Here is a 22,948-nt window from a genome sequence, read left to right as displayed (position 1 = left end):
ATGAAAGACATAGTGATGACAGCAGAAAACACCCTGACAAACCTGGGCCTGACGGCGGCTGAACTGGCCGGGGGCACATTGCGCGTGACCTCTCCGATTGATGGCAGGCTTTTGGCCGAGCCTCACGAAACCCCGGCCGCCGACATGCCCGCGATCATCGACCGCGCCAAGACCGCGTTCAAGGTATGGCGTATCGTTCCGGCCCCGCGCCGCGGAGAGTTGATCCGCCTGCTGGGTGAAGAACTGCGCGCGGCCAAGGATGATCTGGGCGCGCTGGTCAGTTGGGAAGCGGGCAAGATCACCTCGGAAGGTCTGGGCGAAGTGCAGGAGATGATTGATATCTGCGACTTTGCCGTTGGGCTGTCGCGCCAGCTTTATGGTCTGACCATCGCGTCCGAGCGTCCGGGCCACCGGATGATGGAAACCTGGCATCCCGCAGGCCCGGTCGGCGTGATTTCGGCCTTTAACTTTCCGGTTGCCGTCTGGTCCTGGAACGCCGCCCTGGCATTGGTCTGTGGCGATCCGGTGATCTGGAAGCCCTCCGAGAAAACGCCGCTGACCGCGATGGCCTGCCAGAAAATCTTTGAGCGGGCGCTTGCGCGGTTCGGGGACGCGCCAGAGGGTTTGTTGCAAACCTTGATCGGCGGGGCGGATCTGGGTCAGGCCCTGGTGGCCAGCGAGGATGTTCCGGTGATCTCGGCCACGGGATCGACCCGCATGGGCCGGGCCGTCGCCCCGATCGTGGCGCAGCGGTTTGGCAAGTGCATTCTGGAACTGGGCGGCAACAACGCAATGATCGTTGGCCCCTCGGCCGATCTGGAAATGGCGGTCCGGGCCATCGTGTTCTCGGCCGTTGGTACAGCCGGTCAACGTTGTACGACGCTGCGCAGGCTGATTGTCCACAACGAAATCCGCGAGGAATTGGTCGCGCGGCTCAAAAAAGCCTATGCCGGGTTGCCCATCGGCAACCCGTTGGCCGAGGGCACGCTGATCGGTCCGCTTGTGGACGAAGCGTCAGGGCAGGCCATGGCCGACGCGTTGGAAACCGCCAGGGCACAGGGCGGGGTCGTGTTTGGCGGCAACCGCGTCACCGAAAACGTCCCGGCTGGCGTTTACATGGAACCGGCGATTGTCGAAATGCCCGGCCAGAGTTCGGTGGTCAAAACGGAAACCTTCGCACCGATCCTTTATGTCATGGGGTATGACGAATTCGACCAGGCGCTGGAGATTCAAAACGACGTGCCGCAGGGGCTGTCGTCCTGCGTCTTCACCCTGAACATGCGCGAGGCGGAAAAATTCCTGACGGCTGCAGGGTCTGATTGCGGGATTGCCAATGTCAATATCGGCCCGTCCGGCGCCGAGATTGGCGGCGCTTTCGGCGGCGAAAAGGAAACCGGTGGCGGACGTGAAAGCGGATCGGATGCCTGGAAGGCCTATATGCGGCGGCAAACCAACACCGTGAACTATTCGGATGAATTGCCGCTGGCGCAGGGCGTCCGCTTCGATATTTGACCCTGTTCCCACCGGGCCGGCGGGCGCGTGGCCTGCCGGTCAATCCGCGAACAGGTAATCCAGCGCCATGATGGCGTGAGCCTGTTCCGTCGAGATATTCAGGAAACCGGCAACCGCCGCTTCGTTTTCGGCACGGGGCGCCCCTTCCGAGATACGGAAATACTGGTCCGTGCTATTGGCGCGGATCAGTTCGGATTCATAGGAAAACGAGTTGCGGATCGCGGGCAACAGGTTTGCCACGGCTTCGGCGGGGCTGTTTTCCCCCGCAAGCCCGACGCGGCGCGCGTGTCCGATCAGGTAGTCGTCGGAATAGTCACATTCGATCTCAAGGATGTGGGTGACGGCCTGGTCGGCGCAAAAGTCCTGAACGATCTCAAGGTTCGCCGGGTCGAGGCACAGAACAAGCCGGTCGGTTTCGAAATGTTCGAACAGCATGCGGACCACGGCACGGCGATGCCGCGACCGTTTGGTCACGGTTGTCTCGATACCGCCAAGGTCAGGCAGCGGCGTATCGGCCTCGTTGAACAGGTATTCGACGCAAGGAATGTCCGTTTCAGACATGATCTGATCAACAAGGCGTTTGGCCACGTGCCATTTCTTGCAGACAATCAGATACACGTCGCGCCCGGCCCCGACGGTGTTTCCGGCCTCCCAGAACCGCTGCCCGAACCGGCGGCCTACGCGCCCGCGCCCGGCCAAAAAGCCGTAAAGGTTGCGCCCTTCATTCGAGATTGTGAATTCAACGCCTTCGCTGGCATAAAGCTTGCCCAGCCTTTCCTTCAGATCCAGCGCCTCGGGGCTGATCTTGCGGGCAAAAAGATAATCCTGGCCCAGCAGCATGTCGTAATGATCATTGTAGAAGGTGACCGGCATCCCATAATCCGAAAACATCAGGAAGGTGAGCGTTCGGTTATCAATCTCTTCTTTCGGGATCAGGTGGCGAACAAGGGTCTGGAAAAAGGTTTCATCCGGGATCCAGGTCGTCGAGAAAAACCGGATGACGTCGCGCCGCTGGCGCAGGAAATCCAGGATCATCTCGACCGTGCGGCGGCGCAGGCACCACCATTGGCTGCCGATCATCACCTGGATATCGGCCGGAATTTCGCGGGTCAGGCCAAACCGTTTCTGCAATTCGTAAGAGGCGTAGAAACGGCCGCTTTGGGTTCTTTCATTGAAAAAGTGGCGATAGATCAGCCGGTCTTCCTTCATCCCCGTCTTGATCCAGTTGCTTTCGAAAAAGTCGTGACTTTCGATGAAATCCCTGTCGTTTTCGTCCAGAAACCGCCGGGTGTATTCCGCGGTCTTGATCGCCATGCAGTCGCCGGACAGCATGTAGAAATGCGTGACGCGCGGAAAGGTGTCGACGGCGGCCTGCAACGCGTTCAGCGTGGCCTGTACCAAAGACCATGCCCCCCAGCCGCATTTGATCCGCTTTGCGGCAAAGGTGACATTGGGATTGTCCTTCAGCGCCTCGCGGATCGTGGCATAGTCCTGCGCGCTGGCGCTGGCATCAAAGTGAATCGCCATGCAATCGCCGGTGGCGGTAAGCTGTTCTGCCTGTGCGATGATCGCATCGGGGCCTTTGTGGCACAGCAATATATAGGCAATCTTTGCCATTCGCGTTATGCACTTCCCGTTTCTGCCCGTTTCCACCTGTGATAATGAGGATGGGCGATTGAATAAACAGAATATTTTTGGTTCTTTGGTTTGAAAAGCTGCGCCGTCGATCCAAGTAACGGCCCGCGAAGGAGGCACTGCAGATGGGTTTTCCCGGTACATGGATGACCGAAAGCGAAAGCATGGTTTACCGTGTGGTGCCAAAATGCGCGTGTTCGACGATTGGCCAGATCATGTATTACTCGGACCACGGGCGGTTCTTTGACGGCGACATCCACGACGCCAAGGAAGGCATGCACAAGTGGGCCTTTCCCACCAGCCAGGACCCGATCTCGTCCAATGTCCGGGCGCATGCGTCTTATTCGTTCACCTGCGTCCGCAACCCGTATACGCGCATCCTAAGTTCGTTCTTCGACAAGATCTGCGGCATACAACGCAACGGCAAGCGGTATCGCGGGAACCTGGTTCCATCGCTGATCTACAATTACGGGATCGAAGTTGGCGGCGATGATGGAAAGGGCGAGTTCGATCAGATCGCCAGCTTTCGCCGGTTTCTTTTGTTTGCCCGCGACACGATCCGCTGGCGGCGGCCAATGGACCCTGACATTCACTGGTCTGCGATGTCTGGCCACGTTTCGACCTTTATTGTGAATGGCGGGCGTTACGATCGGATTTTCTGGACCGAGCAGTTCAACGAAGGGATGCAGGATGTGCTGGACAACATCTCTGCCCAGCACGCGGTGACGCTGTCGGACATTCCGCGTTTCAACGAATCCGAAGGCCACGGCCCCAAGCGGGCGCACCCGGTCGAGGACTATTTCGACGATCTGTCGATGCATCTGGTCTATGAAATCTACAAACAGGATTTCGAATTGTTCAAATATGATTTCGGGAACCCCGGAAACAAGATGCCCGTGGGTGAGATCGATCTGGACGAGGTGCACGCCAAGCTGGGTGACTGAGCGGCAATAGGTGCCGGTGGAAAAGATGCATCTGATTGAAACATGATTTGCAGGTGAGTGTCTGCTTCGCAGCCCAGAGTTCCAGATGCTGCATTCTGCACCAAAGTCTGAAAAATTGAAGAGCGGTCTTTGAAAGATCCCATTTGCCTTCGTCCCGTGATGGAAGGTATTGGTTTATTATTAAAGTCAAATGCTTAGCTGATATCGTGTGCAGTATTTGTTCATGCGACAATCAAAGAATGGCGTACTACATCGCACGAGCTTCGCCCTGGCGCGTATCGATTGTAGGGGAGCGATCTCCGTTCCGCTCACATCAGCTTGAGTCTTGCTCCCGCCCAATAGAACAGAGGTCAGGGTGTGCTATCCGAATGCGAGCGTCGGTACATCCACGATCGTCGATCCACCATCCACTGTCAGCACAGCGCCTGTAATGGCCGAGGCCTCGGGCGCGCAAAGAAACGCGATGGCGGCGGCGACTTCGTCGGGGGATGCGGGTCGACCGAGGGGGACATCCTTGGTGACGTGGGCGTAGGCGGCGTCGCGCGTCGCGAGGCCGGTTCGTTCCATCAACTCATCCATCTCCGCATCGGCCATTTCTGTTGTGACCCATCCGGGGCAGACCGCGTTGCAACGCACGCCGTCGCGACCGAAATCCCGGGCAATGGCGCGTACAAGGCCGATCTGGGCGTGCTTCATGACCGTGTAGCCGAAGGCACCTGCGGGGGCTGCAAGGCTGGCGATGGAGGCGGTGACGCAGATCGCGCCTTTTGCGGCCTTAAGTGCGGGCAGGGCCGCGCGGAGCAGTACCATCGAGGTGTCGAGATTGGCCTGGGTCGAGGCCTGCCATTCGGCGTCGTCGGTCTCAAGGATCGTTCCGAAGCCGTGCCCGCCCGCATTCGCGACGACCACATCGAGACTGCCGAAACGGTCCTTTGCCAAGGCCACCGCTTTGGCGGAATCTACGCTGCTGGAGGCATCACCCACAAACACGGTGCCGCCCATCCGCGCGGCGATGGCCTCGAGAGGCTCTGCGCGGCGGCCCATCAAAATGACCTGTGCGCCTTCTTCTGCCAATCGCTGCGCCGTTGCCGCCCCGATCCCGGTACCGGCACCGGTGATGAGGGCCGTTTTGCCCGAAAAGCGGTTCAAGAAGTTGCGCCCTTGGCCACGATGCCCTCGGCGACCCAAGCGTCGAATTTGGCCAGAACCGCCTCGCAGAATGCCAAGTCGTTGATATGGCAGTCCAGCGCGGTCATCTGCACCCGAACGTTTGCGGCGCTCTTGCTGGCAGAGGTGAAGGCCGCGAGGCCTTCGGGGTCATGCGCCGGCTCGCCCGGTTTGTCCCATTCTTCGATGCCGTGGAGGGGCAGGAAGTATTCCGTGGGGCCGGTGGCCTCGGCCAGCCTGTCCACGATGGCGGTCGCCAGCGCCTCACGTTCCTGGGCGTTGAAGGCCACGTTCTTGATCAGGCGGTTGTGCTGGTGGAAGGGGCGGTCCTTAAATCGTGCGGGGATCTCTTGCCAGCCTGCCAGATCGAGGATGTCGGAGGCACCCGGAGCCACCATCTGCGGCGTGCCTGAGCGACCCGCGCCGGTGAGCCGATCCTCGCCTGACGAGACGAGCGAGCCATGCAGCACGTTCACCAGTTCCTGCAGCGAAAAGTCCATGACGCAGGCAAAGGCTCCCTCGCTCGCGAGCCTCTCAAAGGCCATGCCGCCCATGCCGGTGGTGTGGAACACCGCCACGTCATAGCCGCGCTTGGTCAGTTCGGGGTGCAGGCGTTTCATGTATTTCAGGCAAGACGAGCCAAGTGACGTCATCCCGATCAGAGGCCGGTCGAAGGCAGGCGGCTCCACAGCCTCTGCCGCGCCAAGCACGGCGCCTGCCGCTTGGCTGAGCGAGGATTTGCAAAGCGGGTTCAACCCGTAAAGCCCGCCTGCCCAAAGGATGAACTGCACATCTGCCGCCATCCTTGCGGCCCCGATCAGGGGGGACCCGGCGACAGTCGAAACGATGTATTTCGGGACCCCGATCGGCAGCGCCTGCGCGCAATCGAGCGCAAGGTCGGTGCCCATCGTGCCACCAAGTGCGATCATGCCGTCAAAGCGGCCTTCCTTGTAGAGCCGCAGGGTCGTCGCGGCTGCCCCGGCGCTCATCTTCTCGAAGGCTTCGCCCTCTTCGCCGAGGGCGATCAGGCTCTCGATCGTTTCCCCGGCGGCGGCGACCACATCGTGTTTGGTGATGTCGATGGGCTGGGCGGTGTCGCCCAGCACGCTGACATCCATGGTCAGCACCTCGCCACCCTGCGCCTTGATTTTGCTGATCAGGTAGCCAAGCTCGTCGTCCTTGGTGTCGAACGTACCGATGACCAGAATGGTTTTGCTCATATCTCAGCCTCCCTGATGTGCTGCGGTCCGGGCGAGCCATGCGCTGCAAAGCTCTTGTGCGTCCTTGATGAAACGGGTGTTGCGCATGGGCGATCCCGCCTCCTCCATGCGGGGCACGATCCAGCCCACATAGGTGACCGCGCGCAGTGCAAGGAACAGGTCGAGATGAGTCATGTCGAGAGGCCGGACGCTGTGATACCCGTCGATCAGCGCCTGCTTCAGCACTGGATAGTTTGGCTCGGCGCGGTTTTTGAGAAGGGCGGTCGCCACGTCGAATAGCCGGTAGCCAAAGCCGCCATCGTCAAAATCGATAAGGCGTAGGTCTGTGCCGTCGATCAGGACGTTCTCTCGCACCAGATCGGCATGGATCAGTCCGGTGTCGAAGTTGCGTCCGTCCAAAGTGCGGGCGGCCTGTTGGCGGAACTCACGCAGCATTGTGGCGGTAGAAAGGTCGAGGGTGGGGTTTTCCCAGAAACGGCCCCAAAGCGGCGCGTCTCCGAGCAGCCCTGCGGCATCCCAGCAGCAGCGCGTGAAGGCCAACGGCGGCGTCCACGCGTCGCAAGCGCCATGCATCAAAGCCATAATGCGCCCAAGGTCGCGGAAGGTTCCCGGCGCATCCGGGAGCGCCAGCGGGTCACGGCTACGGCCCAGAGGGCGGCCGCCAAGCCATGTGATCAGGTCAACATAATGGCCGTCCAGCTCCTCGAGCAGGCGGCCATCAAGCGACAGGCGCGGCGCGGGGACACAGAGGCCCGCCCGGGCCATCTCGGCCATCCATGCCAGTTCCGAGGTCAGCTCTTCCAGATCGCGATAGCCGGGACGTTTGAAGCGCAAGGCGTAGGCGGCACCTTCATGCACGACCTTGTAGACCCGGTTCTCGCGCCCGGCGACAAAGCTGCACTCCGCGCCCGTCATGCCCCAGAGAGCCAGCGCCTGCTCGACAGGATCGGTCATGCGGCCACCGTGTGTTCGGCAAGAACGCTGTCCAGCGTGTCGATCAGCAGGTCCAGATGCTCTTCGCCAAAGGGCATGGGCGGGCGGATCTTGAGCGTGTTTTTGTGGCGACCCAGTTTTGACAGGATCACGCCGCGATGGCGCATGGCGTTGATGATGCGGTCGGCATAGGCGCTTGCGGGTTCCTTGGTGGCGCGGTCCAGCACGAATTCCGCGCCAAAAACCATGCCGGATTGGCGGACATCGCCGATGACTTCGTATTTCTCGGCCAAGGCTTGCAGGCGCGCAGCCGCCAGCTTGCCGATCTTTGCGGCGTTGGCTTGCAAGTCCTGGGCTTCGAGTTCTTCCAGCACCGCCATGGCGGCAGCGCAGGAGACAGGGTTGCCGCCAAAGGTGTTGAAATAGCGGAAGGAGCCGCGGAACCGGGCCATGATTTCGGACGTCGTGACCAGCCCCGCGACAGGGTGGCCGTTGCCCATGGGCTTGCCCATGCAGACGACATCCGGGGTGACGCCCTGTTTCTGGTGCGCCCAGAAATGGCTGCCGCAGCGACCGAAGCCCGATTGCACCTCGTCGCAGATCAGCAGGCCCCCGGCGCGGCGTGCAGCCTCGGCGGCGGGCTTCAACCAGCCGGTCGCTTGACCCGGGAACCCTTCGTTCAGGAACAAGGGACAGACGATCAGCGCGGCAAAGCCAATGCCCGATGCCTCCAGATCGTCAATCGCCTCCTGAACCCTGGCGGCAAAACGCTGTCCGTCCGGATCGTCGATGCGGTAGCTGTCCGGGGCCTCGACATGGCGCAGGTACCCGCCGAGGCCGAACCCGACTTCGGGCACGTTGGATTTCGACAGGTGCGATACCAGCGTGGTGTTTCCATGATAGGTCGCGTCGGTGGCCACGATGCCGCGTTTGCCGGTCATCGCCTCGGCCATGCGGAGCGCGATGTCGTTCGCCTCGGACCCAGTGCAGGTCAGGATCGCCATGTCGAGCGGATCGGCGAAGGTGCCGGTCAGGCGTTCGACGTAATCCAGGATGCCCTCGTGCAGGTAGCGCGTGTGGACGTTCAGCGTGCGCGCCTGGTTGCAGATCGCGTCGACCACCCTCGGGTTGCAGTGCCCAACGTGGGGCACGTTGTTGTAGCAGTCGAGGTACTTGTTTCCCTCCGCATCCCATATCCACACGCCTTCGCCGCGTACGATATGCACCGGGTCGTCGTAGAAGGTAGACACATTCGGGCCCAGCAGCGCACGTCGGCGTGCAACGAGATCATGCATCATATGCCTCCTTCTTCTCAGCCTGCCGGCCCTTCCAGACTGTCCACGCCTGAACTGCCAGCGCGATGACGATCATCGAGAACAGGATGAAGGCGATGGGCCGGTCGATGAAATCCCAGGGATCGCGCACCCGCGCCATCGCGGTGCGCAGCTTGTCCTCCATCAGCTTGCCCAACACGATGCCGAGGATGATGGGCGAAGTCGGGTAGTCCAGCCGCTTCAGGATGAAGCCGAACACCCCGAAGGCCGAAGCGATGGCCACGTCGGTCAGCGAGTTGCGCAGGGAATAGACCCCGATCAGGCTGAAGGTGAGAATCATCATGCCGAGGAACCGGTTCGGGATGGTCATCGCCTTCATCAGCGTGTCGGTCGCGAAGAACAGGAAGACCACGACGATGATGTTGAGCAGCAGAAGGCAGAGATAGAGCGCGAGCACGAAATCCATCTGCCCGGCAAAGAGCTGCGGGCCGGGGATGACGTTGTGCACGTAGAATACCGCGAGCATCATCGCGGTCAGTTCCTCGCCTGGGATGCCCAAGGCAAGCAGCGGGATCATCGCGGCGGCCGGGACCGAGTTGTTGGCGGCTTCCGAGGCGACGATGCCCTCGGGGTTGCCCTTGCCGAAAAGCTCCGGCGTCTTGGAGGTCCGCTGGGCGTAGGAATAGGACATGAACTGCGACATGAATTCGCCGACGCCGGGGATCATGCCGCAAAAGACGCCAAAGGAGGAACCGACGGCGGCAATCCGGCGGTACACCCAGAGGTCCTTCATCTGGTCGAAAAAGCCGACCTTCTCGACATGGGGCAGAGTGATCTTCTTGTCGCGGTCCATGAATAGAATCAGTGCCTGGCTGACCGCGAAGAGGCCCAGAACCACGACGATAAGGTCGATGCCCGACTGCAGCCAGCCCATGCCGAAGGTATAGCGTTGGGTGTAGGCGGTGCTCTCGATGCCGATGGTCTGCAGGAAGATGCCGACGCAGGCCAGCATCGCGGCAGCCAGAACCTGACCGCGGTGGGTGATGATCACCAGCAGGATGCCGAGCAAGGCGGCAAGGAAAATCTCGCGCGCACCGAACATCGGCGCGACCTTGGCAAGGACCGGGGCGAGAAGCATCAGCGCCACAATGGAGAAGAGCGCGCCGAAAAAAGAAGCGGAATAGGCAAGGCTGAGCGCGCGCCGTGCCTCACCTCGTTTGGTCATCGGGTAGCCGTCATAGGTGGTCAACGCGTTGACCGGCGTGCCTGGCGTGTTGACGAGGATGGCCGGGATTGCCCCCCCGAACATCGACGAGCCGTAGATGCCGAGGAGCGCGGTGAGGCCGACAATCGGTTCCAGCGCAAAGGTCACGGGCAGAACGATCGCGATGGCCACAGCCGCGCCAACGCCCGGAAGTCCGCCGACAATCACTCCACCAATGGAGCCGATCAGGAGCGCGGCCATGACGTCCCACCGCGCGATCAATTCTATGCTTGAAGCGAGAAGTTCCATAGGGCCCTCAGAAGTAGCGCAGGAGAATGTAGCGAATGCCCTCGGGCGCGAGTTCGTAGATCGCCCCGCCGGGGATTTTCACGTTCATGGCGGTCTTGAAGAACAGCACGACGAAGAGTCCGAATAGCGCGGCCCAGAGCACAGCCTTGCCACGATAACCAACCCGGAGAGTCAGCAGCGTACAGAAGACGACGGTGGCGAGCAGATATCCGATGACCGGGATCGCCGCGACATAGAGCATGTACCAGCCGATGAATTCGAGCGACCGGACCCAGGTCAGCCCCTCTTTCCAGCGCCCGGGGGTTCTGTCGACTTTGCGACGAGACAGTTTGTGAAGCACTGCGAACAGGATCACGCCGCCGAGCGACAAGGCGGGCCAAAACCGCGGCTGCGCTGCGAGGCCTTTACCATCGAGCCAGGTGGTCTGCCAGGGAAGGGCGGCGATCAGGATGCCGGCCAGGATCAGCAAAAGCATGCTGAACAGCATTTCGCCCGGCTTCCGGCCCTCGGGAAACACATGGGGTTCGTCTGGTGCGTGGGTGCTCATCGGTCCTCCGGGCAAAGCTCATCCAGTCGCCTCGGTTGGTGCGAAGCGGGGTGCGTCGTTTGGAAGTTCAGCCGCGCCCGGGTACAGACGCGGCCGGTTTGGACGGGTTATTTCGCGATCATCGCGTTGATGGCATCAGAAACTGCGATATCAGACGCGATCCTGGCAGTGGAGGCATCGGCATCCTGCCAGTAGATGATCGCGCCGGTCTGCGCGGCCAGTTCCACGGCGCGATCAGACGCCATGGTCTGCTGGGCCACGGCGATGATCTTTTCGCGCACGTCAGCAGGCGTGTCCTTGTGCACGAACAGTCCATTCCAAAGCGAAATGTTCAGGCTGGGCGCGATCGACGACAGGGTCGGCGCGTCCGGCACAACCGAGATCGGGCTCTCGGTGATCGTCGCCAGAATGTTCACGTTGTCGAGACAGGGCATGATCTGCTGGATCGTCGTATTGATCACGTCGAAATCGCCTGAGGCGAGCGAGTTGCAATCCAGTGCGCCAGCGGAGGCTTCACCGCCCCATTCGAAGCCCAGTTCCTTTGCCGCGGCAAAGGTCGCCTGCGTTGGCAGAAGGAAGGACCCGAAATGGCCAAGGATCTGGGGGTTGTCGGCGGATTGGGCGGCCAACTCTTCCATCGTCGCGTAAGGCTTGTCGGCGCTGGCGGCGATCACGAAGGGATAGGTCAGGAAAATGCCCAGCGGCTCGAACGGGTCGGGGTTTAGACCGGGAACACCAACGTGCGGTCCAACGACGGGCACATCCACGACGAATGACCCGATCGTGTAGCCATCTGCCGGCGCGTTGGCCACCGAGGCCGCACCGGGGAACGGGCCACCATCAGACGGGCGGTTCACAACGGCCGCCGCGACGCCGTACTCGGCCTCGAAATCTTCGGCGATCATGCGCGTCAGTACGTCTTCGAGATCACCCGGAGGGAAGGGGACGACAAAGCTGACGGGTTTCTCAGGATATTCTGCGAGTGCGGGAGCCGCGACTGCGGCAAGCAGCGCGCTGGCGAGGATGAATTTCGTTTTGGTCATTGACGACTTCCCTATTGGTGTTATATTATCAACACTGGTGATATTAACGTAATGGACTGTTTCCTGTCAACGATCCAGTATCGAGGCGGTTGCGCCGCCACAGTCAAAAGGAGAACACATGTCGTCCACTGTCGTGAAAGCCCTGATGCTGCTGGAGCATTTTTCCGAGGATGAGCCGGAATTGGGCCTGTCAGAGCTGGCGCGCAGGTCAGGCGTCGACAAGGCGGCCGTTCATCGGATGCTGGGGGCGATGGCGGAAACCGGGTTGGTTGAACAGAAGGTTGATTCTCGGCTTTACCGATTAGGTGCAGGGGTCCTGCGCCTGGCGCGTGTGAGGGAGACTGCCTTTCCTGTCAGTTCCATCGTTCAGCCCATTCTGGATGCCCTGTCTACAGAGACTGGCGAGACGGCGCATGCCTCGCTCATCTCCGGGCGTGCACTGGCCAACATTGCCACTTGCGAAAGCAAGAAGGGCAGTCGGGTCTCGCTGGTCGCGGGGGAGGTTCTGCCCTTTCACAGCACGGCGTCGGGTCTCGCGGTCTTGGCCTTTGGCGGCGACGCTTTGTTGAAGCGTGTTCTTTCCTCCGCTCTTGAGGCCAAAACCAGGTTCACGGTGACCGAAGCATCGGAGTTGGGCGCACGGGTGGACGTGACGCAGGGAAAAGGCTTCTCCGAATCGGACCAGACAAATGAGGAGGACGTGCACGGCATCGCCGCGCCAATATTTGACAGGGCCAGCGTGGCCTGTGGCGCTGTGTCGGTGTCGACGCCTTCCCATAGAATGAAAGATGCGCAACGTCAGCTCACCATAGGTGCGGTTTTGCGCGCAGCCTCGGCAATTACGGACGGGCTGGGCGGACAGCGGCCCCGGTCCTATGTCGACTTGATCGCGCCTCTATTGGCTGAAGGCTAAGTCCACGAATTTCAGTCAGTCTTACCTGTCATTGCCCCAAGTGTCGGCGCTCCGGTGCTTGGGGTTGGTTGTTCTGTTTCAGATTCAGATTGACATAAGCGCAGGCATCTGGAACGCTATATGAAACGATGGTGAGATAAATGAACCGATGTTAAACGAAGCACTGCTCCAGAATCTGTCCTCGGCACCTGTGCCGCCGGCATCTCATCTGATCGATGGCGAAGCGCGCGCGGCAAGTAATGGCGCGTTGATGGATGTGATCTCGCCATTGGACGGCGCGGTGCTCACGACGATGCCGCGCGGTACGCAGGACGACGCAGAGGCTGCGGTCTCTGCAGCGCGGCGCGCTTTCGACGATGGCCGCTGGTCGGGTCTGGCGCCCGCCGCGCGCAAGAAGGTCCTGCTGAAATGGGCCGACCTGATCGAGGCGCACGCGGTTGAGCTGGCAGTCCTCGGTGTACGCAACAACGGCACCGAAATCTCAATGGCGCTGAAGGCCGAGCCGATGTCGGCCGCCGGAACGATTCGTTACTTCGCCGAAGGAATCGACAAGATCTATGGTGAGATCGCGCCGACTGCGCCCGGCACCCTTGGCTTGATCCACAAAGAACCTGTGGGTGTTGTCGGGGCCATCGTGCCCTGGAATTTCCCACTTATGATCGGCGCATGGAAGCTGGGGCCAGCGCTCGCTTCCGGGTGCAGTGTAGTGCTGAAACCTGCCGAAACAGCCTCGCTGACGCTTCTTCGGATTGCCGAGCTGGCGCTGGAGGCGGGCCTGCCCGCTGGCGTGCTGAACGTCGTCACGGGCGAAGGGGCAGTGGTCGGCGCGGCCATCGCTGAAAGCATGGATGTGGATGTGCTGGTTTTCACCGGCTCTGGTGGAACCGGGCGGCGTTTGCTGGAAGCCTCTGCACGGTCGAACTTCAAACGCGTCTATCTGGAACTGGGCGGCAAGTCTCCCAATGTCGTCTTTGCTGATGCGCCGGATCTCGATGAGGCGGCGAAAGTGTCGGCTCAAGGGATTTTCCGCAATTCCGGGCAGGTCTGTGTCGCCGGCTCGCGCTTGTTGGTCGAGCGCAGCATTCACGACGCCTTTGTTGAAAAACTGAAAGCGCACGCCGAGGCGATGAAGGTGGGCGACCCGCTTGATCCCAAGACCTCCGCAGGCGCGATCAACTCAGAACGGCAGTTGGAACAGAACCTGCGCTTTGTCGAAGAGGCCCGAGCCGCAGGACGGCAGATCGTGACAGGCGGTGACCGGATCCTTCAAGAGACCGGCGGTTTCTACATGGCACCGACAATCGTGGCGGGGGTGCAGCCTGAGGATGCGGTGGCCCAGCACGAGGTGTTTGGGCCGGTTCTGGCGGTCATCCCCTTCGATACCGAGGACGAGGCCGTGCGCATCGCCAATGACACCGATTTCGGTCTGGCTGCGGCAGTCTGGACGGCCGACCTCAGCCGTGCGCACCGGATGGTGCGGGCGATCAAAGCGGGCGTTGTCCATGTCAACACCTATGGCGGCGCGGACGTGACCGTGCCCTTGGGCGGCGTCAAACAATCCGGCAATGGGCATGACAAGTCGCTGCATGCCTTCGACAAGTATTTTGACCTCAAAACCGCGTGGATCAAGCTATGACGAAGGCCCTTGTCCTCGATTTTGGCGGCGTGATTTCGAAGACATTGTTCGAGACCCACGACCTGTCCGAAAAGGCGCTTGGCCTCGCACCCGGCACGCTGGACTGGCGCGGGCCGTTTGATCCCGAAAACGATGCACCTTGGCGGGCGATGCAGGCCGGCGAGATGACCGAGCGCGACTACTGGACGTTGCGCATGTCCGAGACCGGCGCTCTGGTGGGCGAGACATGGACAGAGTTCCCGCAGTTCATCGCCCGTGTGCGCGGGGCTGATCCAGCGGCGGTGATCCGTCCCGAGGCGCTTGCCGCCATCGCGCAGGCCAAGGCCGAGGGCCACCGCCTCGCGATCCTGTCGAATGAGCTCGACCTTTTTTACGGAAAGGATTTCCGCGCCAAGCTGCCGTTCCTCGCCGATTTCGACCTGATCGTGGATGCGACATATACCGGAATCCTGAAACCTGACACGCGGGCCTTTGACTTTGTCACTGATGGCCTTGGGATGCCCGCGCCCGACTGCGTGTTTGTTGACGACCAGCAGAAAAACCTGAAGGGCGCTGAAGCCGTCGGCATGCCTTTTGTCCATTTTGACGTTACCCAGCCGGGCGAGAGCTATGCCGAGGCGCTGGAGATGCTGCAAAGCGAAAAGGTGCTGCCATGAAAGACATGAATTTCCTCAAGGAAAACAACGCCCGACACTTGTGGCACCCGATGGCGCATCCCGCTGACAGCCTCGCCAATCCGCCCGATATCATCACCGAAGGCGAAGGCGTGGAAATTATTGACGTAGACGGACACCGGACAGTCGATGCTGTCGGCGGGCTCTGGAACGTCAATCTGGGCTACTCCTGCGACCCGGTGAAAGAGGCGATTTCGGCGCAGCTGAACAAGCTGCCCTATTATTCGATCTTTCGCGGCACCTCGAACGATGCGGTGATCGAACTCAGCTATATGCTGCAAGAGTTCTTCGCCCCCGATGGGCTGAGCCGCGCGTTTTTCACCTCCGGCGGGTCGGATTCCGTCGAGATCGCGCTGCGGCTGGCACGCCAGTACCACAAGGTGCGGGGCGAAGCGGGACGGGTGAAGTTCCTGAGCCTCAAGAAGGGCTATCACGGCACCCATACGCTGGGCGCGTCGGTCAACGGGAACGCCAATTTTCGCACCCAATACGAACCGCTGATGGCGGGCTGCTACCACATCCCGGCGCCCTACACCTATCGCAACCCGTTCAATGAAACCGATCCTGAGCGGCTGGCGCAGCTGTGCCTTGCTGCGCTGGAGGACGAGATCAAGTTTCAAGGCGCAGACACGATCGCCGCCTTCATCATGGAGCCGATCCTTGGGGCTGGCGGTGTGATCCCGCCCCACGAAAGCTTCATGCCCGGGGTGCGCGAGATCTGTTCGAAACATGGTATCCTGCTTATCGCGGATGAGGTCATCACCGCGTTTGGCCGCACGGGTAGCTGGAGCGGGTCGCGCCATTGGGGTGTGCAGCCAGACATGATGTGCACCGCCAAGGCGATCACCAACGGGTATTTCCCCTTTGGTGCCGTCATGATCTCGGACGCGGTTGCAGAGGTGTTCGAAAGCGATGCCAGCGGCAAGGCTGCTATCGGGTCAGGCTATACCTATTCCGGGCATCCTGTCGGGGCTGCGGCCGCCATCGCCTGCCTGAAGGAAACCGAGCGCCTTCAGGTCAAGGACAACGCCGCCGCGCGCGGCAAGCAGCTTTATCAAGGGTTGTTGGCGTTGCAGGAAAAGCATGCCCTGATCGGCGATGTGCGCGGTGGACATGGTCTGATGTGCGCGCTGGAGCTTGTCGCTGATCCCGCCACCAAGGCCCCGATCGACAAGAAGACAATCGGCAAGGTGCACCGCACCACCTATGAGAATGGCGCGATGGTGCGGGTGTCTGGCAATAATATCATTCTGTCTCCGCCTTTGGTTCTGACCGAGGCCGATGTTAATACAATTCTGACCGCGCTCGCCGCCGGATTTGCATCCCACGGCTGAGTAACTGAACACCACAGAGAGGAACCACCATGGCCAAGGCATTCGCATCGCAAGGCGACATGACCGAAAAGAAAACGTCGTTCACGGAAGTGGGCGAAGGTCTCTATGCGTTCACTGCTGAGGGGGATCCCAATTCCGGTGTGATCATCGGTGATGACAGCGTGATGATTGTCGAGGCGCAGGCGACGCCGCGTCTTGCGCAGAAGGTGATCGACTGCGTGCGTTCCGTCACGGACAAGCCGATTTCTCATGTGGTTCTGACCCATTACCATGCGGTCCGCGTCCTTGGTGCCTCTGCCTTCAACGCCGATCAGATCATCATGTCGAACACGGCGCGGTCCATGGTGGTCGAGCGCGGACAAGAGGATTGGGACAGCGAGTTCCAGCGTTTCCCGCGTCTTTTTGAAGGGCACGAGAGTATCCCGGGCCTGACCTGGCCCACCACGACCTTCAGCGATGAAATGACCGTCTATCTGGGTCAGCGCAAAGTGGTGATCAAGCAGATCGGGCGCGCCCATACCGCGGGCGACAGCGTGATCTGGGTGCCCGACGCGGCCACCATGTTTACCGGCGATATCGTGGAATATCACTCGGCCTGCTATTGCGGCGATGGTCATTATGAGGAATGGGGCCAGACCCTCGACAACGTGAAAGCCTATGATCCGCAGTTTATCGCACCGGGGCGTGGTGACGCGCTGGTGGGGCGCGAGATGGTGGATGCGGCGCTGGCCAACACCCGCGATTTTGTGGACAGCACCTATAACGCGGTGAAGCCGATTGCCGCAAAAGGCGGCTCGCTGAAGGACGCATGGGACGCGGTGCGCGCGGCCTGCGATCCGAAGTTCAAGGACTACGCCATTTACGAACACTGCCTGCCGTTCAATGTGGCCCGCGCCTATGACGAGGCCCGCGGGATCGCCCATCCGCGCATCTGGACCGACAAGCGCGATCTGGAGATGTGGGAGGCACTGCAGGGGTGAGGTCCGGTTTGCCGAAGGCAACAAAAGGTCCGGCGGACCTTTTGAGGAGCGAACCGGCGGAGCCCGGAAAATAAACGAACGGGACATCAATCTGGGAGGATGAACCATGCCACTCGACGACCGGTATCAGCTTGCCTTCAAGCTCTATCCCTATGAGCGCTCCTCTGATCAGGACGCCAACGCCCCGGTGCGTCATCCGATGGTGGTGATGGGCGGCGGCCCGATCGGGGTCGCTACGGCGCTGGACCTGGGGTTGCAGGGTATTCCGGTTGTGCTGCTCGACGATCACGAAGGGGTGGGGCAGGGGTCACGCGCGATCTGTTTTGCCAAGCGCACGCTGGAGATCGCCCATCGCTATGGCTGCGGCCAGCCAATGCTGGACAAGGGGGTCCTGTGGAATGTCGGCAAGGTGTTCCATGACGACCGGCAGGTCTATGAGTTCAACCTGCTGCCCGAAGACGGTCACCGCTGTCCGGCCTTTATCAACCTGCAACAGCCCTATTTCGAGCGGTTCCTTGTGGAACGCGTACGCGAGGCGCAAGCGCAGGGCGCGCCGATTGAGTTGCGCGGCAAGAACCGGGTGGATGCTGTCGATGTGAAGGACGATCACGTGGTGATCGACATCACCACTCCGGATGGCCCTTACCAGATTGAGGCTGATTGGCTGATCGGGTGCGACGGTGCCTCCAGCCCGCTGCGCAAGATGATGGGCCTCGATTTCGAAGGCCGGGTGTTCGAGGACAATTTCCTGATCGCCGACATCACCATGAAAGCGGATTTCCCGACCGAGCGTTGGTTTTGGTTCGAGCCGCATTTCAAGTCCGGCGACTCGGCGCTTTTGCACAAACAGCCCGACGGGGTCTGGCGGATCGACTTCCAGTTGGGCTGGGATATCGACCGCAAGAAAGAGCTGAAAGAGGAAAACATCCGCCGCCGTCTCGATGCGATGCTGGGGCCGGATGTGGACTATGACCTTGTCTGGACTTCGATCTACACCTTCCAGTGCCGCCGGATGAAGAAATTCCGCCATGGCCGAGTGATCTTTGCCGGGGACGCCGCCCATCAGGTCTCGCCTTTTGGCGCGCGGGGGGCCAATTCCGGCATTCAGGATGTGGACAATCTTGGCTGGAAGCTGAGGCTGGTTCTGAGTGGCACCGCTCCCGAGAGCCTGCTCGACAGCTATGACCTTGAACGTCGCCATGGCGCCGACGAGAACATCCTGAATTCCTCGCGCTCGACGGACTTCATCACCCCGAAGTCGAAGATCAGCCATGTCTTCCGCAACGCGGTGCTGGATCTGGCCGAAGATCACGCCTTTGCCCGGCCGCTGGTCAATTCCGGGCGGCTGTCGATGCCTTGCGTCTATGACGGCCTACCGCTGAACACACCCGATGCGCTGCCGGATGGTCCCGCCCGCACGCGCCCCGGTGCGCCTTGCCCGGATGCGCCCTTTGAGGACGGGTTCCTGCTGGATCATCTGGGTGGGGACTTTGTGCTTTTGGGCGTGGGCATTGATGTGCCCGATCAATTGGAGGCTGAAGGGCTGACGCTGCGCAGCCTGAATGTGCCTGCGGAGGGCGACATCGCGGACCGGTATCTGGGAGAGGCGAAGGGTGCTGTCTACCTGATCCGCCCCGATCAGCACGTGGCCGCGCGCTGGCCTGACTTTGACGACGCGGCGGTGGCTGCCGCTGTTGCCCGTGCCATTGGAAAGGACTGACCCATGGCTCTGAACGCCGCCCCAAACATCCCCGACCCGGACGGATTCTATGCTGAACTGCTCGGCGCCCACGAGGGCTTGAGCGACGAGGCGAGCACAGCACTCAATGCCCGTCTGGTTTTGATCCTTGCCAATCATATCGGCGACCGCACCGTGCTGACCGAGGCGCTGGCCGCCGCAACCAAGGGAGACGCATCATGAATGTCCCGCAGACAAGCAATCTGATTCAAGCCGATGGAAGCCTCAGCGAACCCGGTTACATGCCCGGTTGGGGCAATGACTTCGAGACCGAGGCATTGCCCGACGCCTTGCCACAGGGCATGAACAGCCCGCAAAAGTGCAACTATGGCCTTTATGGCGAGCAGCTGAGCGGCACCGCCTTCACCGCCGAAAGGCCCGAGCGGACCTGGTGCTATCGCATCCGCCCTTCGGTCAAACATTCCGCGCGCTATGAGCGGATCGACCTGCCTTATTGGAAATCGGCCCCGCACATCCCCGAGGATGTCACCAGCCTCGGGCAATATCGTTGGAATCCGGTTCCTTATACCGATGAAGCCCTCACATGGTTGACGGGCATGCGGACCATGACGACCGCGGGCGACGTGAACACGCAAGTGGGAATGGCCGCCCATATCTACCTTGTCACCGAGAGCATGAAAGACGCCTATTTCTTCAGCGCGGACAGCGAGCTTCTGGTGGTGCCGCAGGAGGGCAAGCTGCGGTTTGCAACCGAGCTGGGCATCATCGACATCGAACCAAAGGAAATCGCCATCCTCCCGCGCGGTCTGGTCTACCGGGTCGAGGTTCTGGAAGGACCCTGCCGTGGCTTTGTCTGCGAGAACTATGGCCAGAAGTTCGATCTGCCGGGCCGTGGACCTATCGGTGCGAACTGCATGGCCAACCCGCGCGACTTCAAGGCCCCTGTCGCGGCATTTGAGGACCGCGAGGTGCCATCCACCCTGACCGTGAAATGGGCGGGCCAGTTCCACGAGACCCAGATCGGGCAGAGCCCGCTGGACGTGGTGGCCTGGCACGGCAACTATGCGCCCTACAAATACGACCTGCGGAACTATTGCCCAGTCGGCGCAATCCTGTTTGATCACCCGGACCCGTCGATCTTCACCGTGCTGACGGCCCCATCGGGCGTGCCCGGGACGGCCAATATCGACTTCGTGCTGTTCCGCGAGCGCTGGATGGTCATGGAAGATACCTTCCGTCCGCCCTGGTATCACAAGAACATCATGTCCGAGCTCATGGGTAATATTTACGGCCAGTACGACGCCAAGCCGCAGGGCTTCGTTCCCGGCGGCATGAGCCTGCACAACATGATGCTGCCACATGGCCCGGACCGGGACGCGTTCGAGAAAGCCTCGAACGCGAACCTTGGCCCGGACAAACTGGACCACACCATGTCCTTCATGTTCGAGACCCGTTTCCCCCAGCACCTGACCGAATTCGCCGGCAAAGAAGCACCTTTGCAGGACGACTACATCGACTGCTGGACATCGCTCGAGAAGAAATTCGACGGCACCCCGGGCAAGAAATGAAGCTCTACACCTACTGGAGATCGACCACCTCCTATCGGGTCCGGATCGCGCTGCATCTGAAAGGGATCGCCTATGAGGCGGTCGCGGTTGATCTGGTCGCCGGTGATCAGCAGGCGCCGGGTTACACGGCGCTGAACCCGGGGCAGGGCGTGCCGACGCTGGTGACCGAGGACTGCACCGTCCTGACCCAGTCGATGGCGATCCTCGACTGGCTTGAAGAGATCTGCCCCAAGCCGGCACTCTTGCCTGCCGACCCGGTGGCGCGGGCGCGCGTGCGGGCCGCGGCGCTGACGATTGCGACGGATATCCACCCGGTGAACAACCTGCGTGTGGTCGGCAAACTGAAGGCCATGGGCCATAGTCAGAACGAGGCCACCGACTGGATGAATGACTGGATGAAACGGGGCTTTACGGCTTTCGCGCAGCTCATCGAGCCGGACACGGCGTTCTGCTTTGGCGATGCACCCGGCCTCGCCGATCTCTGCCTCGTACCGCAGCTTTACAACGCGCATCGCTGGGGCTGTGATCTTGGGCCCTTTGCGCGCCTCACCGAGATCGAGGCGCGTTGCCTTGCCCTGCCTGCCTTCGACGCCGCCCGCCCCGAAGCCCAACCTGATGCTGTTTGAAGGAGACCACTCCATGTCCGATCTGATCCGTTCCTGGGTTCAAGGGGCGAACGCGCCCGAGACCGAGTTCCCGCTTAACAATTTGCCGTATGGCGTGTTTGTCGCCGCAGATGGTGCCCCCCATTGTGGGACGGCGATTGGGGATATGGTTCTTGACTTGCACGCCTTGGAAGAGGCGGGTGCGCTGGAGTTTGGGGGCACGCTCAAGACAGCCAGCTGGAACACCTTCATGGCTTTGGGCCCGACCGAATGGGCGCGGTTGCGCCAGACCCTGACCGAGATGCTGCGCGAAGGGTCCGACGCGCAGGCGATGGTGGATCCGCATTTGCTCCCGCGCGCGGGCCTCAGCCTGCTGATGCCCTTCGACGTGACCGAATACACCGACTTCTACGCGGGCAAGCATCATGCGGTGAATGTCGGCACAATGTTCCGGGGGCCGGAAAACGCGCTACCGCCGAACTGGCTGCATATTCCCATCGGGTACAATGGCCGGGCGTCGAGCGTGGTGATCAGCGGCACGGACATCACCCGTCCTCATGGCCAACTCAAAGGCCCGAACGACGACGCGCCCCGCTTTGGCCCGTCGCAGCGGTTTGATATCGAATTGGAAATGGGGGCCATCGTCGGCCAGCCGTCCACCGGACCGATCAGCGTCGCCGAAGCCTTCGGGAACATCTTCGGCTATGTCCTTTTGAACGACTGGTCCGCCCGCGATATCCAAGCCTGGGAATACCAGCCGCTTGGTCCGTTCCAAGCCAAGGCGACGGCAACCACGATCAGCCCATGGATCGTCACCGCTGCGGCGCTGGCGCCGTTCCGCACGTCTACCCCCGAACGGAAAAAGCCGCTTTTGGACTATCTCACGGAACCCGGCCCGATGCTCTATGACATCGCGCTCGAGGTCGGGCTTGCGCCGCAGGGTGGGATCGAAACGATTATCGCGCGTACGAATTACAACGAAATGTACTATTCCTCGGCGCAACAACTGGCCCATCACACCACCAGCGGCTGCCCGATGCGGGTCGGCGATCTGCTGGGGTCGGGCACAATCTCGGGGCCGGAGCAGGACAATCGCGGCTCCCTGCTGGAACTCAGCTGGGGAGGCAAAGAGCCTTTGACGCTGGACAGCGGTGAAACCCGCAGCTTCATCGAAGACGGCGATACTTTGACCCTGCGCGGTGCGGCGCAGGGCGACGGTTATCGGGTGGGCTTTGGCGACTGCACCGGAATGTTGCTGCCAGCGCGCAGTTAACTCTCGGTCGCGGGCGGGCCGTCAAGATCACGGATCAGCGTATAAAGATCGTCCAGCAGGGATTTGATCTGAACCGGGCCGACCCGCGCCTCGATCTCGGCGCTGATTGCGGCACTTTCCGGTGCGATGGTCTGGATCAGAGCTTTGCCCTTTGACGTCAGGGACAGGCTCGCGCGACGGCCATCCCCGGGCGCCCGGCGCATGTCCAATAGCCCGCGCTCTTCGAGCGATTTGGTCATGCGCGATAGCGACGGCGCAAGGATATTCGCCGCTGTCGAAAGTGCGCCCATATCCAACCCGGGGGCCTCATTCAGCACCCGGATCACACGCCATTGTTGCTCTGTAAGGTCATGTTTTTGCAGCAATGGCCGGTAGCGGTCCATCACCTTTTCCCGCGCGCGCAAGAGCGCGATGGGCAGGGAGCGGTCGGTTCTGAGCAAGGCACGGGCATCGGTTGTCATAAGTGTCTCCGTTTCAC

21 protein-coding genes are annotated in these 22,948 nt (G+C 61.2%); 12 read left to right on the top strand and 9 right to left on the bottom strand.

The features are described from left to right. Positions 1–1,512 carry an L-piperidine-6-carboxylate dehydrogenase gene (amaB, locus tag ACXAG8_RS13790; protein ID WP_475226556.1) on the top strand — a complete coding sequence of 504 codons (1,512 nt, stop codon included), beginning with the start codon at positions 1–3 and terminating at the stop codon, positions 1,510–1,512. Between the two features lie 39 nt (positions 1,513–1,551). Here the strand turns inward: amaB and ACXAG8_RS13785 are convergent, their stop codons facing one another. Further along, the gene (locus tag ACXAG8_RS13785; RefSeq protein ID WP_475226550.1) at positions 1,552–3,129 is read right to left on the bottom strand and encodes a DUF5928 domain-containing protein; all 1,578 of its coding nucleotides are present in this window, start codon (positions 3,127–3,129) and stop codon (positions 1,552–1,554) included. A gap of 143 nt (positions 3,130–3,272) precedes the next feature. Here ACXAG8_RS13785 and ACXAG8_RS13780 point away from each other — a divergent pair, with 143 nt between their 5' ends. Continuing rightward, positions 3,273–4,091 carry a sulfotransferase family protein gene (locus ACXAG8_RS13780; protein WP_475226543.1) on the top strand — a complete coding sequence of 273 codons (819 nt, stop codon included), beginning with the start codon at positions 3,273–3,275 and terminating at the stop codon, positions 4,089–4,091. 360 nt (positions 4,092–4,451) lie between these two features. On the opposite strand, the gene ACXAG8_RS13775 is transcribed toward ACXAG8_RS13780, so the two are convergent. The 7 genes from ACXAG8_RS13775 to ACXAG8_RS13745 all read right to left on the bottom strand — a co-directional run bounded on the left by ACXAG8_RS13775 (position 4,452) and on the right by ACXAG8_RS13745 (position 11,788). Continuing rightward, the gene (locus tag ACXAG8_RS13775) at positions 4,452–5,240 is read right to left on the bottom strand and encodes an SDR family NAD(P)-dependent oxidoreductase (protein ID WP_475226536.1); all 789 of its coding nucleotides are present in this window, start codon (positions 5,238–5,240) and stop codon (positions 4,452–4,454) included. Next, positions 5,237–6,478, bottom strand: coding sequence for a Tm-1-like ATP-binding domain-containing protein (locus ACXAG8_RS13770; protein WP_475226531.1), 1,242 nt, complete (start codon positions 6,476–6,478; stop codon positions 5,237–5,239). Before ACXAG8_RS13770 ends, ACXAG8_RS13775 begins: the two co-directional genes overlap by 4 nt. Positions 6,479–6,481: 3 nt before the next feature. Further along, entirely contained in the window at positions 6,482–7,432 is a 951-nt protein-coding gene (locus ACXAG8_RS13765; RefSeq protein WP_475226527.1) for a homoserine kinase, read from the bottom strand. Further along, positions 7,429–8,706, bottom strand: a complete 1,278-nt coding sequence (locus tag ACXAG8_RS13760; protein ID WP_475226522.1) for an aspartate aminotransferase family protein — start codon at positions 8,704–8,706, stop codon at positions 7,429–7,431. Before ACXAG8_RS13760 ends, ACXAG8_RS13765 begins: the two co-directional genes overlap by 4 nt. Beyond that, positions 8,699–10,198 carry a tripartite tricarboxylate transporter permease gene (locus ACXAG8_RS13755; RefSeq protein WP_475226513.1) on the bottom strand — a complete coding sequence of 500 codons (1,500 nt, stop codon included), beginning with the start codon at positions 10,196–10,198 and terminating at the stop codon, positions 8,699–8,701. Before ACXAG8_RS13755 ends, ACXAG8_RS13760 begins: the two co-directional genes overlap by 8 nt. Positions 10,199–10,205: 7 nt before the next feature. Then, on the bottom strand, positions 10,206–10,745 hold the full coding sequence (locus ACXAG8_RS13750; RefSeq protein WP_475226506.1) for a tripartite tricarboxylate transporter TctB family protein: 540 nt from the start codon (positions 10,743–10,745) through the stop codon (positions 10,206–10,208). A 107-nt stretch (positions 10,746–10,852) separates the two neighbouring features. Next, entirely contained in the window at positions 10,853–11,788 is a 936-nt protein-coding gene (locus ACXAG8_RS13745; protein WP_475226498.1) for a tripartite tricarboxylate transporter substrate-binding protein, read from the bottom strand. Positions 11,789–11,906: 118 nt separating this feature from the next. Between ACXAG8_RS13745 and ACXAG8_RS13740 the strand changes: the two genes are divergently transcribed. The 10 genes from ACXAG8_RS13740 (at position 11,907) to fahA (ending at position 22,470) form a co-directional block, all read left to right on the top strand. Then, positions 11,907–12,701 (top strand): IclR family transcriptional regulator, encoded by a 795-nt coding sequence (locus ACXAG8_RS13740; protein WP_475226490.1) that lies wholly within the window; start codon positions 11,907–11,909, stop codon positions 12,699–12,701. A gap of 148 nt (positions 12,702–12,849) precedes the next feature. Then, on the top strand, positions 12,850–14,337 hold the full coding sequence (locus tag ACXAG8_RS13735; protein WP_475226486.1) for an aldehyde dehydrogenase: 1,488 nt from the start codon (positions 12,850–12,852) through the stop codon (positions 14,335–14,337). After that, on the top strand, positions 14,334–14,993 hold the full coding sequence (locus ACXAG8_RS13730; protein WP_475226482.1) for an HAD-IA family hydrolase: 660 nt from the start codon (positions 14,334–14,336) through the stop codon (positions 14,991–14,993). The genes ACXAG8_RS13735 and ACXAG8_RS13730 overlap by 4 nt, the downstream gene beginning before the upstream one ends. Next, a complete protein-coding gene (locus ACXAG8_RS13725; protein WP_475226477.1) occupies positions 14,990–16,345 on the top strand; it encodes an aminotransferase class III-fold pyridoxal phosphate-dependent enzyme in 1,356 nt (451 codons plus the stop codon). Before ACXAG8_RS13730 ends, ACXAG8_RS13725 begins: the two co-directional genes overlap by 4 nt. 29 nt (positions 16,346–16,374) lie before the next feature. After that, positions 16,375–17,325, top strand: coding sequence for an MBL fold metallo-hydrolase (locus ACXAG8_RS13720; protein WP_475226472.1), 951 nt, complete (start codon positions 16,375–16,377; stop codon positions 17,323–17,325). A gap of 106 nt (positions 17,326–17,431) precedes the next feature. After that, complete coding sequence (locus tag ACXAG8_RS13715) at positions 17,432–19,045, top strand: FAD-dependent oxidoreductase (protein WP_475226467.1); 1,614 nt, start codon at positions 17,432–17,434, stop codon at positions 19,043–19,045. 3 nt (positions 19,046–19,048) lie between these two features. Next, positions 19,049–19,246, top strand: coding sequence for a DUF2783 domain-containing protein (locus tag ACXAG8_RS13710; RefSeq protein ID WP_475226463.1), 198 nt, complete (start codon positions 19,049–19,051; stop codon positions 19,244–19,246). Further along, positions 19,243–20,592 (top strand): homogentisate 1,2-dioxygenase, encoded by a 1,350-nt coding sequence (gene hmgA / locus ACXAG8_RS13705; RefSeq protein ID WP_475226458.1) that lies wholly within the window; start codon positions 19,243–19,245, stop codon positions 20,590–20,592. Before ACXAG8_RS13710 ends, hmgA begins: the two co-directional genes overlap by 4 nt. After that, entirely contained in the window at positions 20,589–21,218 is a 630-nt protein-coding gene (maiA, locus tag ACXAG8_RS13700; RefSeq protein WP_475226454.1) for a maleylacetoacetate isomerase, read from the top strand. Before hmgA ends, maiA begins: the two co-directional genes overlap by 4 nt. Before the next feature lie 13 nt (positions 21,219–21,231). After that, entirely contained in the window at positions 21,232–22,470 is a 1,239-nt protein-coding gene (gene fahA, locus ACXAG8_RS13695) for a fumarylacetoacetase (protein WP_475226451.1), read from the top strand. Here fahA and hpaR read toward each other — a convergent pair. Then, entirely contained in the window at positions 22,467–22,931 is a 465-nt protein-coding gene (hpaR, locus tag ACXAG8_RS13690) for a homoprotocatechuate degradation operon regulator HpaR (protein WP_475226448.1), read from the bottom strand. The two genes, fahA and hpaR, sit on opposite strands and share 4 nt — an antisense overlap. Positions 22,932–22,948 lie beyond the last annotated feature (17 nt).

It is taken from the genome of Ruegeria sp. ABD4_443 (genome assembly GCF_056160865.1).
Note: the sequence above shows the minus strand (reverse complement) of the source record. Positions and strands in the feature narration are given on the sequence as shown.